This window comes from Candidatus Solirubrobacter pratensis (genome assembly GCF_000425945.1).
Lineage (GTDB): Bacteria > Actinomycetota > Thermoleophilia > Solirubrobacterales > Solirubrobacteraceae > Solirubrobacter > Solirubrobacter pratensis.
In genome coordinates, this window is sequence record NZ_AUEK01000007.1 from 417,301 (window position 1) to 437,955 (window position 20,655).

General features: G+C 73.0%; 25 protein-coding genes and 1 pseudogene. 19 read left to right on the forward strand and 7 right to left on the reverse strand.

Annotated features, from left to right (window positions below):
- Positions 1-31: 31 nt before the first annotated feature.
- The gene (locus H958_RS0109350; RefSeq protein WP_028058474.1) at positions 32-697 is read right to left on the reverse strand and encodes a response regulator transcription factor; all 666 of its coding nucleotides are present in this window, start codon (positions 695-697) and stop codon (positions 32-34) included.
- Positions 694-1,623, reverse strand: coding sequence for a LysR family transcriptional regulator (locus H958_RS0109355; protein WP_231379201.1), 930 nt, complete (start codon positions 1,621-1,623; stop codon positions 694-696). The genes H958_RS0109350 and H958_RS0109355 overlap by 4 nt, the downstream gene beginning before the upstream one ends.
- 62 nt (positions 1,624-1,685) lie before the next feature.
- On the opposite strand from H958_RS0109355, the gene H958_RS36055 reads away from it, so the two are divergent.
- Both H958_RS36055 and H958_RS36060 read left to right on the forward strand, forming a co-directional pair.
- Entirely contained in the window at positions 1,686-2,567 is an 882-nt protein-coding gene (locus H958_RS36055; protein WP_051324012.1) for a DMT family transporter, read from the forward strand.
- Between the two features lie 9 nt (positions 2,568-2,576).
- Positions 2,577-3,206: an MOSC domain-containing protein gene (locus H958_RS36060; RefSeq protein ID WP_051324013.1), complete on the forward strand. Its 630-nt coding sequence runs from the start codon at positions 2,577-2,579 to the stop codon at positions 3,204-3,206.
- Between the two features lie 62 nt (positions 3,207-3,268).
- Here the strand turns inward: H958_RS36060 and H958_RS0109370 are convergent, their stop codons facing one another.
- Positions 3,269-3,766 carry a ribonuclease H family protein gene (locus H958_RS0109370; protein ID WP_037409742.1) on the reverse strand — a complete coding sequence of 166 codons (498 nt, stop codon included), beginning with the start codon at positions 3,764-3,766 and terminating at the stop codon, positions 3,269-3,271.
- 109 nt (positions 3,767-3,875) lie between these two features.
- Here H958_RS0109370 and H958_RS36065 point away from each other — a divergent pair, with 109 nt between their 5' ends.
- The 5 genes and pseudogenes from H958_RS36065 to H958_RS0109395 all read left to right on the forward strand — a co-directional run bounded on the left by H958_RS36065 (position 3,876) and on the right by H958_RS0109395 (position 8,028).
- Positions 3,876-4,919 carry a sensor histidine kinase gene (locus tag H958_RS36065; protein ID WP_081685730.1) on the forward strand — a complete coding sequence of 348 codons (1,044 nt, stop codon included), beginning with the start codon at positions 3,876-3,878 and terminating at the stop codon, positions 4,917-4,919.
- Entirely contained in the window at positions 4,910-5,572 is a 663-nt protein-coding gene (locus H958_RS0109380) for a response regulator transcription factor (RefSeq protein ID WP_028058477.1), read from the forward strand. Before H958_RS36065 ends, H958_RS0109380 begins: the two co-directional genes overlap by 10 nt.
- A 63-nt stretch (positions 5,573-5,635) precedes the next feature.
- A complete protein-coding gene (locus H958_RS0109385; protein ID WP_196807293.1) occupies positions 5,636-6,241 on the forward strand; it encodes a sensor domain-containing protein in 606 nt (201 codons plus the stop codon).
- A 54-nt stretch (positions 6,242-6,295) separates the two neighbouring features.
- Positions 6,296-6,565 (forward strand): annotated as a pseudogene (locus tag H958_RS44955) (deferrochelatase/peroxidase EfeB); the annotation flags it as partial.
- A gap of 35 nt (positions 6,566-6,600) precedes the next feature.
- A complete protein-coding gene (locus tag H958_RS0109395; protein WP_028058479.1) occupies positions 6,601-8,028 on the forward strand; it encodes an APC family permease in 1,428 nt (475 codons plus the stop codon).
- Positions 8,029-8,156: 128 nt separating this feature from the next.
- On the opposite strand, the gene H958_RS0109400 is transcribed toward H958_RS0109395, so the two are convergent.
- On the reverse strand, positions 8,157-9,494 hold the full coding sequence (locus H958_RS0109400) for an FAD-binding oxidoreductase (RefSeq protein WP_028058480.1): 1,338 nt from the start codon (positions 9,492-9,494) through the stop codon (positions 8,157-8,159).
- A 37-nt stretch (positions 9,495-9,531) separates the two neighbouring features.
- On the opposite strand from H958_RS0109400, the gene H958_RS0109405 reads away from it, so the two are divergent.
- From H958_RS0109405 to H958_RS36070, 4 genes are all read left to right on the forward strand, one after another.
- A complete protein-coding gene (locus tag H958_RS0109405) occupies positions 9,532-10,815 on the forward strand; it encodes a hydroxyacid-oxoacid transhydrogenase (protein ID WP_028058481.1) in 1,284 nt (427 codons plus the stop codon).
- Between the two features lie 22 nt (positions 10,816-10,837).
- Positions 10,838-11,638: an AttM family quorum-quenching N-acyl homoserine lactonase gene (gene attM, locus H958_RS0109410; protein ID WP_028058482.1), complete on the forward strand. Its 801-nt coding sequence runs from the start codon at positions 10,838-10,840 to the stop codon at positions 11,636-11,638.
- On the forward strand, positions 11,635-12,345 hold the full coding sequence (locus H958_RS0109415) for a GntR family transcriptional regulator (protein WP_231379202.1): 711 nt from the start codon (positions 11,635-11,637) through the stop codon (positions 12,343-12,345). The genes attM and H958_RS0109415 overlap by 4 nt, the downstream gene beginning before the upstream one ends.
- 65 nt (positions 12,346-12,410) lie before the next feature.
- A complete protein-coding gene (locus H958_RS36070) occupies positions 12,411-13,538 on the forward strand; it encodes a S8 family serine peptidase (protein ID WP_051324015.1) in 1,128 nt (375 codons plus the stop codon).
- A gap of 1 nt (position 13,539) precedes the next feature.
- Here H958_RS36070 and H958_RS0109425 read toward each other — a convergent pair whose 3' ends face one another.
- Genes H958_RS0109425 through H958_RS0109435 form a run of 3 tightly spaced genes read right to left on the reverse strand, consistent with a single transcriptional unit; the run spans position 13,540 to position 15,056 of the window.
- Positions 13,540-13,833, reverse strand: coding sequence for a metal-sensitive transcriptional regulator (locus H958_RS0109425; protein ID WP_028058484.1), 294 nt, complete (start codon positions 13,831-13,833; stop codon positions 13,540-13,542).
- A 45-nt stretch (positions 13,834-13,878) separates the two neighbouring features.
- Positions 13,879-14,223: a hypothetical protein gene (locus H958_RS0109430; RefSeq protein ID WP_028058485.1), complete on the reverse strand. Its 345-nt coding sequence runs from the start codon at positions 14,221-14,223 to the stop codon at positions 13,879-13,881.
- Positions 14,224-14,252: 29 nt separating this feature from the next.
- The gene (locus H958_RS0109435) at positions 14,253-15,056 is read right to left on the reverse strand and encodes an MBL fold metallo-hydrolase (RefSeq protein ID WP_028058486.1); all 804 of its coding nucleotides are present in this window, start codon (positions 15,054-15,056) and stop codon (positions 14,253-14,255) included.
- Between the two features lie 3 nt (positions 15,057-15,059).
- On the opposite strand from H958_RS0109435, the gene H958_RS0109440 reads away from it, so the two are divergent.
- From H958_RS0109440 to H958_RS0109475, 8 genes are read left to right on the forward strand one after another with little or no spacing between them, the layout of a single operon-like run.
- Positions 15,060-15,854: a hypothetical protein gene (locus H958_RS0109440; protein WP_028058487.1), complete on the forward strand. Its 795-nt coding sequence runs from the start codon at positions 15,060-15,062 to the stop codon at positions 15,852-15,854.
- Positions 15,812-16,282, forward strand: a complete 471-nt coding sequence (locus H958_RS43060; RefSeq protein WP_051324016.1) for an acetoacetate decarboxylase family protein — start codon at positions 15,812-15,814, stop codon at positions 16,280-16,282. The genes H958_RS0109440 and H958_RS43060 overlap by 43 nt, the downstream gene beginning before the upstream one ends.
- A 13-nt stretch (positions 16,283-16,295) precedes the next feature.
- Positions 16,296-16,616: a co-chaperone GroES gene (locus tag H958_RS0109450; RefSeq protein ID WP_028058488.1), complete on the forward strand. Its 321-nt coding sequence runs from the start codon at positions 16,296-16,298 to the stop codon at positions 16,614-16,616.
- Positions 16,613-17,242: an MBL fold metallo-hydrolase gene (locus H958_RS0109455; RefSeq protein WP_028058489.1), complete on the forward strand. Its 630-nt coding sequence runs from the start codon at positions 16,613-16,615 to the stop codon at positions 17,240-17,242. The genes H958_RS0109450 and H958_RS0109455 overlap by 4 nt, the downstream gene beginning before the upstream one ends.
- A 5-nt stretch (positions 17,243-17,247) precedes the next feature.
- Positions 17,248-18,213 (forward strand): NAD(+) diphosphatase, encoded by a 966-nt coding sequence (nudC, locus tag H958_RS0109460; RefSeq protein WP_028058490.1) that lies wholly within the window; start codon positions 17,248-17,250, stop codon positions 18,211-18,213.
- Between the two features lie 45 nt (positions 18,214-18,258).
- Positions 18,259-18,558 (forward strand): hypothetical protein, encoded by a 300-nt coding sequence (locus H958_RS0109465; protein ID WP_156027850.1) that lies wholly within the window; start codon positions 18,259-18,261, stop codon positions 18,556-18,558.
- Positions 18,559-18,599: 41 nt separating this feature from the next.
- Positions 18,600-19,997, forward strand: a complete 1,398-nt coding sequence (locus H958_RS0109470) for a selenium-binding protein SBP56-related protein (RefSeq protein ID WP_028058492.1) — start codon at positions 18,600-18,602, stop codon at positions 19,995-19,997.
- Entirely contained in the window at positions 19,997-20,650 is a 654-nt protein-coding gene (locus tag H958_RS0109475; protein WP_028058493.1) for a hypothetical protein, read from the forward strand. The genes H958_RS0109470 and H958_RS0109475 overlap by 1 nt, the downstream gene beginning before the upstream one ends.
- Positions 20,651-20,655 lie beyond the last annotated feature (5 nt).

Here is a 20,655-nt window from a genome sequence, read left to right on the forward strand (position 1 = left end):
GACGCGAGCCCTCCGGGCGAGTCGTCGCCGGTCACGGCCGGTCGAGCCGGAACCCGACGCCGCGCACGGTGTGGATCAGCGGCGGCTCGCCGAGCTTGCGGCGCAGGTAGGCGACATAGCGGTCGACGGCGTTGAACGTCGCCTCGCCCTCACCGCCCCACACCTCCTCGAGCGCGCGCTCGCGCGTCACGACCGCGCGGGCGTTGCGGATCAGCAGCTCCAGCAGCTCCGACTCACGGCGCGTGAGCTCCAGCTCGCGGCCGCCACGGCGGGCGGCGCCCGACTCCGGCTCGAGCACGAGGTCGGCGAACGCGAGGTGCTCGGCCGCCGGCGCGTTGCGGCGCAGCATCGCCCGCACGCGCGCCATCAGCTCTTCGACCTCGAACGGCTTGACGAGGTAGTCGTCGGCGCCGGCGTCGAGGCCGTCGACGCGGTCGCGCAGTGCGTCGCGCGCGGTCAGCAGCAGGATCGGGACGCGCAGGCCCTTGGCCCGCAGGCGGCGCGTGACCGCGAGGCCGTCGATGCCGGGCATCGTGACGTCGAGGACGATCGCGTCGGGGACGCTGCGCTCGACCGATGCGAGCGCGGCGCCGCCGTCGGCCACCGCCTCCACCTCGTAGCCCTCGGCGGAGAGCGTGCGGGCGAGCATGCGGCGGATCGGCGCGTCGTCGTCCACGAGCAGAAGCGCCTCGCTCATGAGCCCGAGTGTATGCCCGCCTCCTCGCGCAACGCCGCGCGCAGCGCGATCAGCGCGGGCCGGCGCGTGCTGCCGCGGCGGATCGCGCTGAACACCGTGCGGGCGAGCTCGCCCTCGGCGATGTCGCGGATCGCGACCTCCGGGTTGCCGTCGGCCCGCACGAGGTCCGGCAGCAGCGTCACGGCCTGGCCGTTGGCGACCAGCGCCAGCAGCATCATCAGGTCGTTGGAGCGGTGGCGGACGTCCGGCTCGAAGCCGCCGAGCGCGCGGCAGGCGCGGACGGTCAACTCGGCGTAGTGCGTGTCCGCCTTGCCCGCCGCCCACGGGCTGTCGCGCAGATCGTGCAGCCGCACCGCCCCGCCGTCGAGCGCGAGCGGATGGCCGGCCGGGAGGATCAGCCGGAACTGCTCGCGCAGCAGCGGCTCGACGTCGAGTCGCGGGTCGACGGGGCGGGGGAGGAAGGGGTACTCGTCGCCGAGCACGAGGTCCAGCGCGCCGAGCGCGAGCGAGGGCAGCGTCGTCTCCGGCTCGGCATCGGAGACCTCCACGCGCAGCGCGGAGTGCTGGGCCGCCAGCCGCTTGAGCGCGGGCGCGAGCAGATACAGGCCCGCCGACTGGAACGTCGCCACGCGCACGGTGCCGGTGAGCTGCTCGGCCGTCGCCTCGAGGTCGGACTCGGCCTCCTCGAGGCGGGCGAGCAGCGCGTCGGCATGGATGACGAGCGTCTGGGCGGCGGCCGTCAGGCGCACGTTGCGCCCGGCGCGCTCGAGCAGCTTCACGCCCGCCTCCTTCTCGAGCTGGGCGAGCTGCTGCGAGACGGCCGACGGGCTGTAGGAGAGCGCCTCGGCGACGGCGCCGATCGTCTCGCGGGCGGCGAGCTCGCGCAGCAGGCGAAGCCGGCGGAGGTCGAGCATCGTGAAGGACACCTATCGGATATCGCTCAGAACTTCCAGTGGATGCGGACGGTCGGCGGTGGTCTACTGCGGCCATGTCGCGTCTCGGCGCCGCTCTCGTGCTCGCCTCGGCGGTCGCCTTCGGCGTCATGCCGGTGTTCGGCAAGCTCGCGTATGACGCGGGCGTGACGGTCAGCACGCTGCTGCTGGTGCGCTTCGCGATCGCCGCGCCGCTCCTCTGGGCGGGCGTGGGACTGCGCCGGGCCGTGCCGCGTGTCTCGCGCGGCGTGCTGTGGCGGGCGCTCGCGCTCGGCGGCATCGGCTACGCGACGCAGGCGGGGCTGTACTTCGCGGCGCTCTCGCGCATGGATGCGTCGGTGCTCTCGCTGATCCTGTACGGCTATCCCGCGATGGTGACGGGGGCGGCGATCCTCCTCAGGCGCGAGCCGGCCAGCCGGCGCCGTCTCGCCGCCCTCGTCACCGCTTCGCTGGGGCTCGTGCTCGTCCTCGCCGGCTCGGGCGGCGGCGACTTCGACACCGTCGGGGCGCTGATGGGCTTCGGCGCCTCGCTGGCCTACACGGCCTACATCCTCGTCTCGGACGTCGTCACCGAGCACCTCGAGCCGCTGCCGCTCGCCGCGCTCGTGGCCACCGGCGCGGTCGTCACGCTCGGCCTGGTCGGGCTGCTCACCGGCTCGATCGACCTCGGCTTCGCGCCCGAGGGCTGGCTCTGGCTCGCGCTCGCCTCGCTCGTCTCGACGGTGTCGGCGATCCTGCTGTTCTTCAGCGGCATGAGCCGCGTGGGCGCCTCGACCGCCGCGATCCTCTCCACGCTCGAGCCGCCCGTCACCGTGTCGCTCTCCTTCCTCGCCTTCGGCGAGGCGCTCGGCGCGATCCAGATCCTGGGCGCGCTGGCGGTCCTGGGAGCCGCCGTGATCGTGAACCTGCCGAGCCGCGCGCCGGCGGTCAGCGGCTAGCCTCAGAGCGTGCCTCGCGTCCTCTCCGTCAACGTCGGCCGCCCGGTCCAGATCGCGGCGCGCCGCGGGCGGCCGCTGATGAGCGCGATCCGCAAGGCGCCGGTCGAGGGGCGCGTGCGCGTCGAGGGCGTCAACGTCGCCGGCGACCGGCAGGCCGACCTGCGCGTGCACGGCGGGCCGGACAAGGCGGTCTACGCGTACGCGAGCGAGGACATCGCCTGGTGGGCGGCCGAGCTCGGGCGCGAGCTCGCGCCCGGGGCGTTCGGCGAGAACCTGACGACCGAGGGCGTCGACGTGACGGGCGCCGTGATCGGCGAGCGCTGGCGCATCGGGACCGTCGAGCTGGAGGTGTCCCAGCCGCGGCTGCCGTGTTCGAAGCTCGGCATCCGCTTCGAGGACCTCAAGATGGTCAGGCGCTTCGGCGAGGCCAGCCGCCCGGGTGCGTACCTGCGGATCGTGACCGAGGGCGAGCTCGGCGCCGGCGACGAGATCGAGATCCTCTCGCGCCCGGCGCACGGCGTCACGGTGGCGCTGGTCTCCGACGCGATCCTGCTCGACGATTCGCTGCGCGGGCTCGCGGCGTCGGCACCGGAGCTGGCCGAGAGCTTGGCGGCGCCGTTGCGCGAGCAGGCGGCCTAGCCTGGATCCACCGATCCCCGCGGCGCCTCGCCGCCGTGGCCAGCGCCCCCGGCGCGCGAGCCCTAGCGCGCGGCCGCGGCGGCGGCCACCGCGAGCTTGTCCGCGCGGTCGTTGAGGACCGCGTGCTCGACGCCCTTCTGGTGCCCGCGCACCCAGTGCCAGCGGACCGCGGCGTGGCGGCCGACCTCGGCATCCAGCGCCTTGAGCAGGTCCTGGTTCTTGACCGGCTGCCCGCCGGCCGTCTTCCAGCCCTTGCGCTTCCAGCCCGCGAGCCAGGTCGTCATCGAGTTCAGCATCAGCTGCGAGTCGGTCACCACGCAGGCGAGGCCGCCGGCGGGCAGGGACCGCAGGCCCTCGAGCGCGGCGGTCAGCTCCATCCGGTTGTTGGTCGTCTTCGGCTCGCCGCCGGAGAGCTCGACCGCCTCACCGCCGTCCGGCGGCACGACGATCGCGGCCCACCCGCCCGGACCGGGGTTGCCCGAGCAGGCGCCGTCGGTCCACACGAGCGCCTCGCCCGCGCGCCGCTCGACCGGGGTGTCTTTGTGTCGTACGCTCGGCATTCGGCGTCCGATGCTTCCAGACTCGGCGGTCGGACCCGGGGGCTAGCCCCAGCCCGGAACGCCATCGCGCCCCAGGGAGCCACGCGCAGGCGACGGCGAAGCTTGGGACATGGAATCGACTCGGCGACACTTCTCCATCACTGAACCGGAGCGCAACCGGATGGACTGGAGCGCGTGGCTGTCGCTGCAGCTCGCCGTCTTCGGCGTGATCAGCAGCCTCTGCATCGTCATCTGGGGGCTCACCGGCGGGGCTTTCTGGCCGATCTGGGTGGCGCTGGGGCTCGCGCTCCCGCTCGCGTTGCAGCTCAGCATCCGCGAGGCGGTCAAGGCGCCGCGGCGCTGGCGCCGCCTCGCCGTCCAGGGCGCTGTATCGGCGGTCCTGGTCGGGCTCTTCGTCTTCATCTGGGTGCTCACCGGCGGCTACTTCTGGCCGATCTGGCCGGCGCTCGGCCTCGGCGCGGCGCTCGCCCTGCACGCCGTCGTGCTCAACCAGCTCGCCACGCTGCGCCCGCGCGAGCGCGAGTTGGCCGATCGCGTGGACGTCCTCACGCGGACCCGGCGCGGCGCCCTGGACGTGCAGGCGGCGGAGCTGCGCCGGATCGAGCGCGACCTGCACGACGGCGCGCAGGCCCGGCTCGTGGCGCTGACGATGAAGCTCGGCCGCGCCGAGGGGCGGCTCGAGGAGCACCCCGAGGTCGCCGATCTCGTGCGCAGCGCGCGCGAGGACGCGAGCGCGGCGATCGGCGAACTGCGCGACCTCGCGCGCGGGATCGCGCCGCCGGTGCTCGCCGACCGCGGTCTGGCAGCCGCCGTTGACGCGCTCGGCAAGCGCTCGGCGATCGAGGTGGCGATGACCGCGAGGATCACTCGCCGGCCGCCACCGGTCGTGGAGACCGCGGCGTACTTCGTCGTCGCCGAGGCGCTCACCAACGTCGCCAAGCACGCGCCGCACGCGACCGCCCACGTGGCGCTGCTCGAGGACCCCGGGCACCTGATCGTCGAGGTCTCCGACAACGGCCCCGGCGGCGCGCGCCCCGACGGCGGCGGGCTGAGCGGCCTGCGCCAGCGGGTGCAGGCGCTCGACGGTACGCTCGCCGTCGTGAGCAACCCGGGGGAGGGGACCGTGATCCGCGCGGAGCTGCCGTGCGAGTAGTGATCGCGGAGGACCAGGCGCTCCTGCGCGAGGGGATCGTCGCGCTGCTGCGCGAGCAGGGGATCGACGTCGTCGCGCAGGCCGAGGACGGCGAGGGGCTGCTGCGGATCGTCGGGGGACATAAGCCCGACCTCGCGATCGTCGACGTGCGGCTCCCGCCGACGTTCACCGACGAGGGGATCCGCGCGGCGCTCGAGGCCCGCGCACGTTTCCCGGGCCTCGGTGTGCTGATCTTGTCGCAGTACGTGGAGCCGGTCTACACGGCCGAGCTGCTGGACTCCGACGGCGACGGCGGGCTCGGCTACCTGCTCAAGGAGCGGGTGGGGGACGTGAAGGGGTTCGTCGGCGCCGTGGAGCGCGTCGCCGACGGCGGCACCGCGCTGGACCGCGAGGTCGTCAAGGAGCTGGTGCGCGCCCGCGCGCCGCAGGACGGAGACGGCGCGCTGGGCTCGCTGACGCCGCGCGAGCGCGAGGTCCTGTCGCTGATGGCGGAGGGCCGCACCAACGCCGCGATCGCCCGGGCGCTCGTCGTCACGCCCGGCGCGGTGGAGAAGCACATCTCGAACATCTTCGGCAAGCTCGAGCTGCCGGCGACCGACGACGACCACCGCCGGGTACTGGCGGTGCTGGCCTTCCTCCGGGCTTCGGGATAGCCACAGGACGACTCTCGCGCGCGCTGCATGGCGACGCGCCAGCCCGCGCTCGATGCTCACGGCATGAACGCGATCCTCATCCGCTCGGGCCGCGAGGCGGCCTATCTGACCGCCGGCCTGCTGACCAGCATCGTCGCCTTCACGGTGTGGGTGACGGCGGTCTCCCTCTCACTCTCGCTGGCGCTCTTCATCGTCGGCCTGCCGATCATGATCGCCGGCGCCGTCGCGTTCCGCTGGGTCGCGGAGCTCGACCGCCGCAACGTGTCCTTCCTCCTCGGGCGCCGGGTGCGCGGCCGCTACCAGGACCATCGCGCGGACACGCTGTTCGGCCGCCTGGCGGCGACGTTCCGCGACCCGCAGACGTGGCGCGACTTCAGCTGGCTGACGGTGCACTCGATCGTCGGGTTCGCGTTCGGCACGATCGCGGTGACGCTGATCGGCACCGTGCTCGGGCTCGCGACGCTGCCCGCCTGGTACTGGGCGCTCCCTGACGGGGCCGAGATGGGGCTGTGGAGCGCCGACACGCTGCCGCTGGCGTTCGCGACCGCCCTGCTCGCGATCCCACTCGCCGCGGTCACCGTGATCCTGCTGCGCTGGATGGCCTGGACCGAGGCGCTGCTCGCCGCGGGCCTGCTCGGGCCGCGCCGCGTCAAGAGCGTCGCGCGCTGACGTGCAGGAAGATCCGCAGGTCCACCGCGGGCAGGTTATGGCAACCACGAGTTCGACGCCGCGCCGCTGCCGCCGCACTCGCATGCGGGGCTCGCCGAGCCGCGGGCGAACCGCGGCGCACGCCTGCTGCGGCGTGGCTACGGCTACGAACGCGGCCTGCTGCTGCTCGCGTTCACCGCGGACCCGCGGCGCCGCTACGTGCCGGTGCACCGCCGCCTGGCCGAGCGCGATCCGCTGAACGCGTTCACGCGGCACGTCGGCAGCGCGGTGTTCGCGATCCCGCCGGGCGCGCGACCGGGTGGATACGTCGGCGAAGGCATGTAGCGTCAGCCGTCCTCGAGCCTGAAGGAGGAAGCGCCATGCAGATGCAGGAGCAAGAGCCCCCGACGCTTCGCCGCGAGTTGCGGTTCTGGGAGGCGATCGCGCTCTCCATCGCGGTGATGGCGCCGACGGCGGCGATGGCGCTCAACGGCACGCTGCCGGCGACGCTGATCGGCCGCGCCGTGCCGCTCGCGTTCATCTTCGCGACCGTCGGCGTGATCTTCGTCGCATACGCGTTCGTGCGGCTGACGTCGTATTTCAGCCACGCGGGCTCGGTGTACGCGTTCTCGGGCGTGACGCTCGGGCCGCGGGCGGGGTTCTTCGCGGGCTGGGCGCTCCTGGGCACCTACATCGCGTTCGTCGCCGCCTCGACCGCGGAGGTCGGGCTGTTCGGCGTCGCGTTCTTCCAGAGCACGGGCATCTGGGACGGCGCCGAGTGGTTGCTGATCGCGCTCGTCGCCGGGGTCGGGATGACCGTGTTCGCGTACGGCGACATCCGCGCCGTCACGCGGTCGCTACTGGGACTCGAAGGGCTGTCGGTGACGCTGATCGTGATCCTCGTGATCGTGATCTTCGTCAAGCTCGCGACCGGCGATGCCCCGCGCGGGCAGGGCTTCACGGCCGACATCTTCAAGGTGCCGTCCGGCACGTCGCTGGACACCGTCGCGACCGCCGCCGTGTTCGGCTTCCTGTCATTCGGCGGCTTCGACGGCGCCGCCGCGCTGGGCGAGGAGACCGACGACCCGACGCGCAACATCCCGCGCGCGATCGCCGCCGCCGTGCTGGTCTCGGGCGGGTTCTACATCCTCGTGATCATCGCCCAGACGCTCGGCTTCGGGACCGACGCGGCGGGCGTGAAGGCGTTCGGGGGCTCGTCGGCGCCGCTCGGGGACCTCTCGCGCTCCTACGTGGGGCGCGGGCTGGCGGACGCGATCGACCTGGGCGCGACGATCAGCGCCTTCGCCGCGGCGCTGGCCGCGGCCACGGCCGCCTCGCGGATCCTGTTCGCGCTGGGCCGGGACGGGTTCGGGTTTGCGCGGCTCGGGCAGGCATCCTCGCGCACGGGCGCGCCCGCGGGCGCGCTGGCGGTCGTCATGATGGCCGCGCTGGCGGTCACGATCGTCCAGCGCATCGTGGGCACCTCGGCCGTCAACGCGTTCCTGTATCCGGGGACGATCGGGGTGCTGGCGATGCTCGTCGCCTACATCGTCACCAACGTGGGCGCGATCCGGTTCCTGTTCGTGGCGGCCCGGCGCGCGCCGCTGTGGCAGATCGTCGTGCCGATCATCGGGATCGCGTTCCTCGGCTACACGATCTGGAAGAACATCGACGGCACGAGCTTCCCGTACAACCGCTTCCCGATCGTCGTCGGCGTCTGGCTGATCGTCGGGCTGTCGATCACGGTCGCGTTCCCGGCGCTCACCCGCCGCATCGGCGAGAGCCTCGCGCGCGAGGTCAAGGACTGAGCGCGCCGGTTTCAATGCTCGCTAATCAACGTTATGTGAACTGGTAAACGGAAAGCGGCGGCGCGCCAACTGCTAGCCTCGCGCGCCGCAAGCGCATGGCTGTGCGCCGGCTCGGGCCGGCCGCGCCGTCAGACGACCACGCCGGGGTTCAGTAGCCCCGACGGATCGAGCGCGCGCTTGATCGCGCGCATCGCCTCGATCTCGTCCGCGGCGCGGACCAGGCCGAGGTACGGCGCCTTCGCGATCCCGATGCCGTGCTCGGCGCTGATCGTCCCGCCGAGCTCGGCGACGAGCCGCAGCACGGCCTCGTCGACCGCGTCGCCGTCGTCGTCGAGCCCGAGCACGTTGACGTGCACGTTGCCGTCGGCGAGGTGCCCGAAGAGGATCGTGCGCGCCTCGGGCGCGAGTGCCGCCACGACGTCGGGCACGTGCGCGAGGAACTCGCCCAGCGCGGTCAGCGGGACGCCGACGTCCATCTTGTGCGCGACGCCGGCCGCGGCGATCGCCTCCGTGTGCGACTCGCGCAGACGCCACATGCGCCGGCGCGAGGCCGTGTCGTCGGCGACGAGGGCATCCTCGGGCAGCACCTCGGCGAGCTCCTCGGTCGGGTCGAACGGCGCCGCCGCCTCGACGATGAGGTACACGGCGGCGCCGTCGACCGGCGGGTCGACGCCCAAGTACGACGAGACCAGCTCGAGCCCCTCCGGCAGGAAGAACTCGACGGCCTCGAGCGAGGGAACGCGCGTGCGCAGGATTCCGAGCAGCTCGGCGGCCGCCTCGATCGAGTCCAGCGGGACCAGCGCCGCGACTCGTTCAGGGTTCGGTACCACGAGCTTCCAGCGCACGCGCGTTATGACCCCTAGGGTCCCCTCGCTGCCCACGAGCAACGCCGGCAGGGCGTAGCCGGCGTTGTCCTTGAGCAAGCCTGACATCCTGCGCACGACGCTTCCGTCCCCGAGCACCGCGTCCAGCCCGGCGATCCGCGCGCGGGCCGTCCCGTGCCGGAACGCGACCAGCCCGCCCGCGTCGGTCGACGCGATGCCGCCGAGCGTCGCGCTGTCGCGCGCCGCGAAGTCCATGCCGGCGTCCAGGCCGGCCGCGCCGGCGTGCTTCTGCAGCACGGCGAGCGTCACGCCCGCGCCGGCCTCGACCTGCGCCGTCGTCATGTCGACCTCGCCCAGCGACGTCAGGCGCGTCAGGGAGAGCACGACCTCGCCGCCGCGCGGCACCGAGCCGCCGACGAGCCCGGTGTTGCCGCCCTGCGGCACCACCGCGACGCCGGAGTCGCGGCACATCCGCAGCACCGCCGCCACCTCCGAGGCATCGGCGGCCCGGACGACGAGCCGGGACTCGGCGCCGAAGCGGCCTGACCAATCACGCTCGTACGGCGCCCGCAGCTCGGGATCCTCGAGCACATGGGCCGAACCGACGACCGTCGCGAGCGCGTCGGCCAGATTCCCTGTCACCTGTGGCATGCTACATGCCAGTCGTCCGAGGAGAGCCATGTCTGCGAGATCTTCCGACCATGAGACCGTCTTCACGCTCGAGGCGACGCCCATCAAGTTCGGCCCTGGGGCGGCCAACGACGCGGGATGGGAGCTGAAGCGGCTCGGCGTCGAACGCGCACTTCTGGTTACGGACCCCGGAGTGCTCGCCACGGGCCATCCAGACCGGATCCGCGAGCTGATCGAGCACGACGGGATCGAGGTCGTGGTCTACGACCGCGCGCGCGTGGAGCCCACGATCGAGTCCTTCGAAGAGGCCGTCGAGTTCGCCAAGGACGCCGGCGTGGACGGCTTCGTCTCGGTCGGCGGCGGCTCCTCGATCGACACCGCGAAGGTCGCCGACCTCGTCACCACGCACCCCGCGGACGTGATGTCCTACGTCAACCCGCCCGTCGGGGAAGGCCGCAAGCCGCAGGCGCCGCTCAAGCCCCATCTCGCGATCCCGACGACGTCGGGCACCGGCGCGGAGGCGACGACCGTCGCGGTGCTCGACATCCCCGAGCAGAAGGTCAAGACCGGCATCTCGCACCGCTACCTGCGGCCCGCGCAGGCGATCGTGGACCCCGAGCTCGCGCGCACGATGCCACCGGAGGTCGTCGCCTCGACCGGCCTGGACGTCGTCTGCCACGCCGCCGAGTCCTTCCTCGCGCGCCCGTACGACCAGCGCCCGCGGCCCGAGACGCCCGACGACCGCCCGCCCTACCAGGGCTCCAACCCGGTGGCCGACGTGTGGTCGGCGAAGGCGCTCGAGTACGGCGGCCGCTACCTGCGGCGCGCGGTCGCCGACCCGGACGACCTCGAGGCACGCGGGATGATGATGCTCGCCGCCTCGATGGCGGGCGTCGGCTTCGGCTCAGCCGGCGTGCACATCCCGCACGCGTGCGCGTACCCGATCGCCGGCCTCAAGCACGTCTACCGGCCTGCCGGCTACCCGGACGACCATCCGTTCGTCCCGCACGGCCACTCGGTGATCGTCACCGCGCCGGCCGCCTTCCGCTTCACCTACGAGTCGATGCCGGACCGCCACCAGCACGTCGCCGAGCTGCTCCACGGCGGGCCGGTCGACCACGACGGCCCCGATGCGCTGCCGGACGAGCTGCGCTCGCTGATGCGTGACATCGGCGCCGCGCGCGGCATCGAGGAGCTCGGCTATGGCGAGGAGGACATCCCCGATCTCGTGCAGGGAGCGCTCAAGCAGCAGCGCCTGCTCGTCGGGGCCCCGCGCGAGGTCGGGCCCGACGACCTCGCGCAGATCCTGCGCGATTCCCTGGCGAACTGGTAGCGCGCACGAGAAAGGCGACGCGATGAGCGACGACATCCGGCTGTACATGTTCCAGTGCGGCACGCTCAAGTGCCACGTCGAGAACATCAAGATGAACCAGGGGCTGGGCGAGGAGTACGAGATCCCCGTGCCGTGGTTCCTGCTCACCCACCCCGGCGGCAACGTCGTCATCGACGGTGGCAACGCGGCCGAGTGCGCCGTCGACGCGAAGAAGCACTGGGACGGGATCTGGGAGGTGTACTGGCCGACGATGACCGCCGAGGAGGCGTGCGTGCCGCAGCTCGAGAAGCTCGGCGTCGACTTGTCGTCTGTCAAGTACATCGTCCAGTCGCACCTGCACCTGGACCACACCGGCGCCGTCGCCGCGCTCGACTCCTTCGCCAACGCCGAGGTCATCGCCACGCGCGCGGAGTACGAGTACAGCCGGGCGCCCGACTGGTTCGCCGCCGCCGGCTACATCGACGCCGACTTCATCAAGCCCGGCGTCCCGTGGCAGCTGCTCGAGACCACCGACGACGGCTACGACCTGTTCGGGGACGGCGTGCTGAAGCTGTGGCAGACGCCTGGACACGCGCCGGGCCACCAGTCGATCGAAGTCACGCTGCCCAACTCCGGCTCGGTGCTGCTGACCGTCGACGCCGCCTACACGACCGACCACTGGAACGAGAAGGCGCTGCCGGGATTCCTGGCCTCGGCCGTCGACGCCGTCCGCTCGGTCCGCAAGCTGCGCCGCATCGCCGAGCGGTCGGGCTCGACCGTGGTCACCGGCCACGACCCCGATGCCTGGCCCCAGTTCAAGCAGGCCCCGGAGTTCTACGATTGACCGACCCTCCCCCGGAAGGCTTCGCCCGCCTGGGCGACGGCCGCGAGACGCTGGCCATGCGGGCGCTGCAGGAGCTGCGGACGGCGATCATCGACGGCCGCCTGGCGCCGGGTGAGCGCTTCTCGGTCGCCCAGCTCGCCGAGCTGTTCGGCGTCTCGCGTACGCCGGTGCGCGAGGCGCTGCTGCAGCTCGAGCGCCAGGGCGTCGTGCGCTTCGAGCGCAACCGCGGCGTGCGCGTGCTGGAGACGTCCGCGCACGACGTGCAAGAGGTGTTCACCCTGCGGCTGCTGCTCGAGGTCCCCGCGACCCGGCGCGCCTGCGGGCGGCTGCGCGACGACGAGCTCGACGCGCTCGAGCGCGAGCTCGGAGAGATGGCGCGCTGCGCGGACGCCGGCGAGGAGGCGGTGTTCATGGCGCATGACGTCCGCTTCCACGAGACGCTGCTGAACGCGGCGGGCAACCAGCGGCTGGTGGCGACGATCCGCTCGCTGCGCGACCACGTGCGCTTCCGCGTCGGCTCGACGGTCGGCCACACGCGCGACCTCGCGACGATCCTCGCCGAGCACCAGGAGATCATGCGCTGCCTGCGCGAGCGCGACGCCGCCGCGGCGGCCGCCGCGATGCGCGAGCACCTGTGCAACACCGGCTCCCTGCTGCTGCAGCAGGCCGGAGCCGGCGCCGCGCAGCTCGAGCTCGACTGGAGCTAGGAGTATCGACGGATCAAAGTTCAACAGCTCCTAGCGGTCCGGCCGGGGACTACGATCCGGCTCCGATGCGCGTGCTGGCCGGTCTGATCGTCGCCTCGCTGCTCGCGGCGGCCCCGGCGCAGGCGCAGACCGTCTTCGCGCCGGACGACCCCGGCTCGAGCGGGCAGCCGGGCGGCTGGGTCAATGACCAGTGGAACTTCCTGCCCGGCACCGGCGTCGACGCGCCGCGCGCCTGGGGCAACCTGATCGCCAAGGGCCGCCCAGGAGGGATCGGCGTGCGGGTCGCCGTGCTCGACACCGGGCTCGCCTACGCGGACCGCGGCCGGTTCCGCCGTTCGCCGGACATCAGCCGCTTTCGTCTGGCGCGCGGCCGCGACTTCTGCCCGCACGCCGGCCCTGGCGAGGACCCGTGCGACGGCGAGGACGCCTACCCCGACGACCCGAACGGGCACGGAACGCACGTCGCGAGCACGATCGGCGAGGCGACGGCGAACGCGATCGGCGTCACGGGGCTCGCCTACGGCGCCACGCTGCTGCCGATCAAGGTGCTCGACCGCGACGGCTACGGCGACCAGCAGTCGATCACGGCGGGGATCCGCTACGCGGTCGCCCACGGCGCGCAGATCATCAACCTCTCGTTCGAGTTCGGCACGCTGGTGAGTTCGGCGCGGCAGATCCCGCTGGTGCTCTCCGCGGTCAAGCACGCCCGTCGCCGGGGCGTCCTGGTGGTCGCCGCCGCCGGCAACGCCGCCCAGGCGCGGGTCGCGTACCCGGCGGCGCTGCCGGGCGTGGTGTCGGTCGGCGCCGTGACCGAGGACGGCTGCCTCGCGGACTACTCCGACAGCGGACCGGGCCTCGACATCGTCGCGCCGGGCGGCGGCGACGACGCCCTGCGGCCGGGCGAGCCCCAATGCCGTCCCGGCGTCGCGCTTCGCCCGATCGTGCAGATGACCTACGCGGGCTCCAAGCACCGGTTCGGCCTGCCGAGAGACTACGTCGGGACCTCGATGGCGGCGCCGCACGTGTCGGCCGCAGCGGCCTTGGTGATCGCGTCGGGGATACTCGGCCCCAAGCCCACCCCCCAGGCGCTCGAGCAGCGGCTGAAGGCGACCGCGCGTGACGCGGGGCCGCCCGGGCCGGACCAGGCCTACGGCGCCGGGATCCTCGACGCCGGCGCGGCTACCGCGCCGTAGCTCATCCGCGGCGCATGAGCCGTCCGACGGCCGACATCAGCTCGTCCGCCTGCGCGTCCGGCTCCTTCGGGCCCTCGCCGTGGCCGAGCAGGCAGTGGCGCGCGTGCTCGTCCAGCAGTCCGAGCGCCACCTTGTCGAGCGCCGCCTGGATCGCCCCGATCTGGGTCAGGACGTCGATGCAGTAGCGATCCTCGTCGACCATCTTCGACACGCCGCGGACCTGCCCCTCGATCCGCGCGAGGCGCTTCTGCAGCTGATCCTTGGTGGCGGTGTAGCCGCGGGTTGGCGTCGTCATGCCCACTCAGGCTATCAGGTACCCCACAGGGGTATCGAGCGCCCGCTACGCGACGACTCGCTCCTCTTCGTGCAGCAGGAAGCCGGCGGCGTCGAGCACCTGGCGGTCGCGCAGCCGCGCGAGCCGCTCCTGCGCATCGTGATCGGCCTCCCAGGCGGCCACGGCGGCGGTGTCGTCGAGCCCCTTGAGCCCGTGGCCGGCCGGCTCGTCGTAGGCCTGACGCAGCCATGCGAGATCGTCGGAGATGCGGCGCGGCCGCTCCGCGCGGCCGGTGCCCTTCCACGGATCGTCCCCGGCGCGCCGCTCCGGCACCCCAGGTGGCCGCGTCAAGGCGACGGTGAGGGCGCCGAGCCAGTCCGGCTGCGAGTTGACGAGTTCGAGAACGGCCATGGCGTGATTCTTACCTCCGATGGTGTGTTTCACGGCAGGTTCCCCTGCACGGCTTGGACGTAGCGGTTCGCCGAGCGCCGCACGATCGTGGCGCCGTCCGCGGGGATGACCGTTCCCCACCAGGCGCCGTAGATCGCCTCGAACGCGTAGGGCTCCAGGCGGGCGGCCATGTCCAGGACGGTCTCGACCGGCAGCGGGATGAGGTTCGGATAGCTGTACATGAAGGCGACGTGCGAGCGGTCCGGGATGACCTGCACGATGTCGCCGGAGAGCAGCATCCCCTCGCGATGCAGGACCGTGCCGCCGGCGAAGTGGCCGCCGAGCCGCAGCAGCGTCAGCCCCTCGGCGGGCTCGTGCGCCTCGCCCGACCAGAACCGGACCGAGTCGTCGGGGCGCATGACCCATTGCCGGTCGTCCTCGTGAAGGAGCACGGGGCAGTCGAAGCGGTGCGCCCACTCGACCATGCTCGAGTAGTAGTGCGGATGCGAGATCGCGATCGCCCGCAGGCCTCCGCGGCGCTCGACCTCCGCGGCGGTCTCGTCGTCGAGCAGCGTGATGCAGTCCCATAGGACGTTGCCGTCGCCGGTGGGCACGAGCAGCGCGCGCTGGCCGATCGCGAACCTGGGCTCGGTCCCGATGCCGGTCAGCTCGCCCTCCGCGCGGATCGCGTTCGCGTGGCAGGAGCGCAGCGCGTCCAGCGTCGTCCATGCCTGCCCGGACTGGGGGACGTACTGGCGCGGGTCCTCGCAGACCGGGCAGCGCTCCGGGGCCGCTTCGGCGTACTGAACGCCGCACGTGACGCAGATTCCAAGCACGACACGTGATCCTTTCATGCGATGACGCTCCGGTTCATCGCCACCGACGCAGTGCTGATCTCCGCCCAGGCGAGCCTGGTCGCGCTGCCGGGGGCCGGCGTGCCGCGGTGGATGCACCGCTTCCGGGGCGGCTGGTGGGCGCTCATCCTGCCGCTCTCGATCGCCGTCGTGGTCGGAGCGATCGAGCTGGTCCCGGAGACGGCGGACGCGCTCACCTGGGTGGCGCTCCTGCTGATCCCGCCCGGCGCCGCGCTCGCGCTCGGATGGGCGATGCGCGGTGCGCGATGGCCGCTGGCCGCCCTGGCGGCGCCGCTGCTGGTCCTGGCGTGGGCGGACGTCGACGGGCTCGCCGGCGACGCGGCGGCCGCGGTGCTGACCGCGCTCAGCTGCGTCACGCTCGGCCGCATCCTCGCCGGGATCGTCCCGGCGCTGTGGCTGAAGGCGGGGGTCGTGGCGATGGCGACCGTCGACGCGATCCTCGTGTTCGGCAACCAGCTGCAGGCGCCGAACGCGGTCCTCAACGCGGCGATCCCCGCGCCCGGCGCGCCACAGCTGCAGTACCTCGACCTGCACTACGCGAGCCTCGGCTACGGCGACGTGTTCGTCGCCGGCGTGCTCGGCGGCGTGCTGGCGATGGAGCGCCGGCCGCAGCTGCCCGCGGCGCTGCTCGTGCTCGCATGCTCGATCCTGTGGGACCTGCTCTTCTTCGCCTATGACACGCTGCCCGCGACGGTGCCGGTGGCGATCTCGCTCGTGATCCTGGAGGCCGTTCAATGGGCTACCCGCCGGCGCCGTGGCGCCTCCATGGCGAGGTGATCATCGTCCCCGCGCTGCGCGGAGGCATCGTGCTGGCCGACTACACCGGCGGCACGCTCGCCTACCACGAGCTGATCGTGTTCTCCGGCCTGGTCGTCTCGCGCATCTACGTCGACTCGCCCGAGTCGATGCGCGGCGGCCGCGAGATCTGGCGCCTGCCGAAGGAGCTCGCCGAGTTCAGCTACACGCGCTCGGCCGTCGAGGTGCGCAAGGACGGCCGCGTCCTGCTGCGTGCGCGGGTGCGCCGCCGCCGCGGGCGCGTGCCGCTGGTGATCCCGGGCCCGGCGATCGGCGACGGGAAGGTCTCGGTCGGCTGGCTGCGGATGCGCGCGGCGCCCGCGCTGGTCACGCTCGACGCACCCGAGCTGGGCCTGAACGGCACGCGGCCGGCGCTCGCAGGCGACGGGATGCGGCTGTTCATGCCCTAGCGTGTCCGGCGAAATGCGCCACTTCCTCCGCCCCCTCTTCGACCGCGTCGTCGTCAAAGAGCTCGAGCCCGACCGGATCCGCCAGTCCGGCCTCCTGGTCCCGGCCGGCTCGCACGAGCCGCCGCCCCAGCACGGCATCGTGCTCGCCGTCGGCCCGGGCCTGGACTGGTGGGAGCACGTCGGCGTGCGGATGCCGGTACAGCCGGGCGACCACGTCGTCTTCCCCGCGTCCGCCGGCGCGTGGGTGGAGGTCGACGAGGAGCGCCTGCTCGTGTGCCGCGTCGGCGAGCTGCTGGGCGTGCTCGACGAGGTCGAGGAGGTCCAGGCCGCGTGACGCCGCCGAGCGATCCGCGCGCGAGCGACGGCCTCGAGGATCTCGGCGGCGGCATCTGGCGCTGGGCGCTCCCCCACCCCGAATGGCGGCCGCGGAGCGAGGTCGTGGCCTGCTACGCCGTGCGCGCGGGCGCCGACACGGTGCTGATCGACCCGTTGCTGGGCGACGGCATCGCCGAGCAGCTCGACGCGATCGTGTCCGGCAGCGTGACCGTCGCGGTCACGATCCCCTACCACGTACGCAGCGCCGCGGAGGCCTCCGAGCGCTGGAACGCCCGCATCGTCGGCCATCCCGACCTCGCGCGCCGGCTGCCGGGCCTGACCGTCCACGAGCGCGCGCCCGGCGTGGAGCTGTTTGCGATCCCGAGCCACAAGGAGCGGCCGGTCGAGGTCGGCGACGCGCTCGCGTTCGGCGACCGCTTCGTCGGCGTCGGCGGCGGCCTGCGCATCTGGGCCCAGCGCCCGTTCACGCCGCGCCACTACGAGCGGCTGCGGCGCTACCTCGCGCCGCTGTTCGATCACCCGTTCGAGCGGGTGCTCGTCGGTCACGGGGCGCCGGTCCTGCACGATGGGAAGGCCGCGCTGGCCGAGGCGCTGGAGAGCGAGCCCTGGACAGGCGGGGACTAACGTCCATGGGGGTGACCGATCCGAACGCGTTCACGGGGGCGCTGCTCGACCGCGCCGACGACTCGCGCCGGCGCGACCCGGAGTGGCTCGCGGGCCAGCGCGCGCACCCGGCCGCGCGGGCGATCGTCGCCGGGAGCCGTGGGCTGCGCGTGCAGGGCACGTCGCTCGCGCGCGTGCCGCTCGACGGCGCGCCGGCCGACCTCCTGCTCGGGATGGACGCCGAAGGCCCGCTGTTCGCCGTCGACGAGGACCCGGCGGGCGAGGGCGTCCCGCCGCTGATCGGCGCGGGCGGCAACCGTGGCGAGCCGCCGGCCGGCACCGGCGGCGAGCGGATCGGGCTGCGCCAGGCGGCGATGGTCCTCTCGCAGGAGGACGGGGGGCTCGCGGCCTACACCGCGGCGCTGCTGAACTGGCACCGGCGCCACCGTTTCTGCGCCAACTGCGGGCATCCGACCGACGTCGCCGAGGCCGGGCTCGTCCGCTCGTGCCCCACCTGCGGCGCCGAGCATCACCCGCGCACGGACCCCGTGGTGATCATGCTCGTGACCGACGGCGACGAGCGCCTGCTGCTCGGCCGCCAGGCGGCGTGGCCGACGGGCCGCTACTCGGCGCTGGCCGGCTTCGTCTCACCCGGCGAGAGCCTCGAAGAGGCGGTCGCCCGCGAGGTCCGCGAGGAGACCGGCGTGGCCGTAGGACGGCCGGTCTACGTCGCTTCGCAGCCCTGGCCGTTCCCGGCCTCGCTGATGCTCGGCTTCTCGGCGCCGTGGGCCGGCGGAGAGCCGGACGTCGCCGATGACGAGCTGCAGGACGCGCGCTGGTTCGCGCGCGAGGAGATCGCCGCCGCGGCGGCCGAGGACGACGACGCCGGATGGGGCACTCCCGGCGACGCGGGCGGGCGGCTGAAGCTCCCGCCCCGGCTCGCGATCGCCCGCCGTCTGGTCGAACACTGGCTCTTGCCGACGACGGGGTGACTCGCCTACCCTTTCGGTGCTGTGTCGCTGGAGGGGTGGATCTTCATGGTTGGCCTCCGAGTCTTCGACGTCGGGGCCCTCGTCGTGTGGCTCGTCTGGTTCTTCCGCCTGCGCGACGACGACGATGACGACGGCGACGATTACCGGCGCGGCCCCGGGGACGCCCCGGATCCCGAGGAGCCGTGCGGCGGCGGCGGGCTGCGCCTGCCGCTGCCGGTGTCGCAGCCGTGGCACGCGCGCCTGCGCGATCACAGCCGCGACCGCAAGGGCGCCCCGGTGCCCTCGCGCCGCGCGCCGCACCCCGTTCCGGCTCGCGCGCCGGTGAAGCGCTCGCCCCACTCCTGAAAAAGCTGCCAATCCCTGCAGGGATTCGGTAGCTTGCCTCCATGGCGCGACTCACCCCGGATCCGACCTTCTACACGTCCCCGGCTGAGGCGGCCGCCGCCGCACCGGAGACGCATGCGTACGTCGTCACGCTCAACACGGGCAGCAACGGCGACCGCGCGCCGGATGCGCTGACGACGATCGACCTGCGGGAGGGCTCCTCCACCTATGGGCAGGTCACGGCGCGGCTCGACATGCCGGGCATCGGCGACGAGCTGCACCACTTCGGCTGGAACGCGTGCTCGTCGGCGCTGTGCCCGTGGGCGCCGCACCCGCACGTCGAACGCCGCTACCTGCTCGTGCCGGGCCTGCGCTCCTCGGACATCCACGTCGTCGACGTCAAAGGCGGCGCGCCGAAGCTCGTCAAGACCGTCGGCGCCGGCGAGATCGCGTCCAAGGCCGGCTACTCGCGGCCGCACACCGTCCACTGCGGGCCGGACGGCATCTACGTGTCGGCGCTCGGCAACCCCGAGGGCGATGGCCCTGGCGGCATCTTCCTGCTCGATCACGACGACTTCTCGGTGCGCGGCGCGTGGGAGACCGACCGCGGGCCGCAGGAGCTCGCCTACGACTTCTGGTGGCACCTCAACTACGGCACGGTCATCACGTCCGAGTGGGGTACCCCGAAGATGGTCGAGGACGGGCTCGTCGGCGAGCTGCTGCTCGGCAACAAGTACGGCCACAAGCTGCACGTGTGGGACCTCAAGGAGCGCCGCCACGTGCAGGAGATCGATCTCGGGCCGGAGCACCAGATGGTGCTGGAGCTGCGCCCGGCGCACGACCCGAGCAAGGCCTACGGGTTCGTCGGCGTCGTCACCTCGACGGCCGACCTGTCGGCCTCGGTGTGGCTGTGGGAGCGCGCCGCGGACGGCACGGTCAGCGCCCGGAAGGTGATCACGATCCCGGCCCAGCCGGCCGACGCGGACCAGCTGCCTCCGCTGCTGCAGGGCTTCGGCGCCGTACCGCCGCTCGTGACCGACATCTCGCTCTCGGTCGACGACCGGTCGCTGTACGTGTCCTGCTGGGGCACCGGCGAGCTCAAGCGCTACGACGTCAGCGACCCGCGCAACCCGCGCGAGACGGCGACCGTCAAGCTCGGCGGGATCGTCGAGCGCGCCGCGCACCCTGCCTCGGGCCCGCTCAACGGCGGCCCGCAGATGGTCGAGACCTCGCGCGACGGCAAGCGCGTCTACCTCACGAACTCGCTCTACGCCTCCTGGGACGCCCAGTTCTATCCCGAGGGGATCGAAGGCTGGTTCGTCAAGCTCGACGCGGGCGAGGACGGCTCGCTGACCGTGGACCCGGACGTGTTCATCCCCTACAGCGGCGAGCGGCCGCACCAGGTTCGCCTCTCCGGCGGGGACGCGTCGTCTGACTCGTACTGCTTCCCGGACCGGTAGTGCACGGCCTCTGGCCCTATCTCCTCCTGGGCCTGCTCGGCGCCTATCACGGCATCAATCCGGCGATGGGCTGGCTGTTCGCGGTCGCGATCGGCATGCAGGAGCGCTCGCGCCGCGCGGTGCTGCGCTCGCTGTGGCCGATCGCGATCGGCCATGAGTGCTCGATCCTGCTGATCGCCGCGCTCGTGCTCGGGCTCGGGCTGCTGGCCGACTCCTCGGCGCTCCACGTCGGAGCCGGGATCGCGCTGATCGTGTTCGGCGTGTTCCGCTTCGTCAAGCCGCACGCGCACTTCCGCTGGACCTCGATGGCCGTCAACCGGCGCGAGCTGGGCTGGTGGTCGTTCCTGATGTCCACGGCGCACGGCGCGGGCCTGATGGTGACGCCGGTCCTGATCTCCGCGAGCGCCGCCGGCGCGGCGCGGGCGTCGTCCGACCACGAGATCCAGCATGTGCACGACGCCTCGCTTTCGTTGCTGGGAAGCGGGTTCGCCCTGATGCTGCACGTCGCCTCGATGATCCTCGTGATGGGGATCGTGGCGGTCGTCGTCTACGAGAAGGTCGGCGTCGCGATCGTGCGCCAGGCCTGGCTGAACACCGAATGGCTGTGGGCGAGCGCGTTCGTGCTCGCCGGCATCGTGACGCTCTTCACATAAGCGGG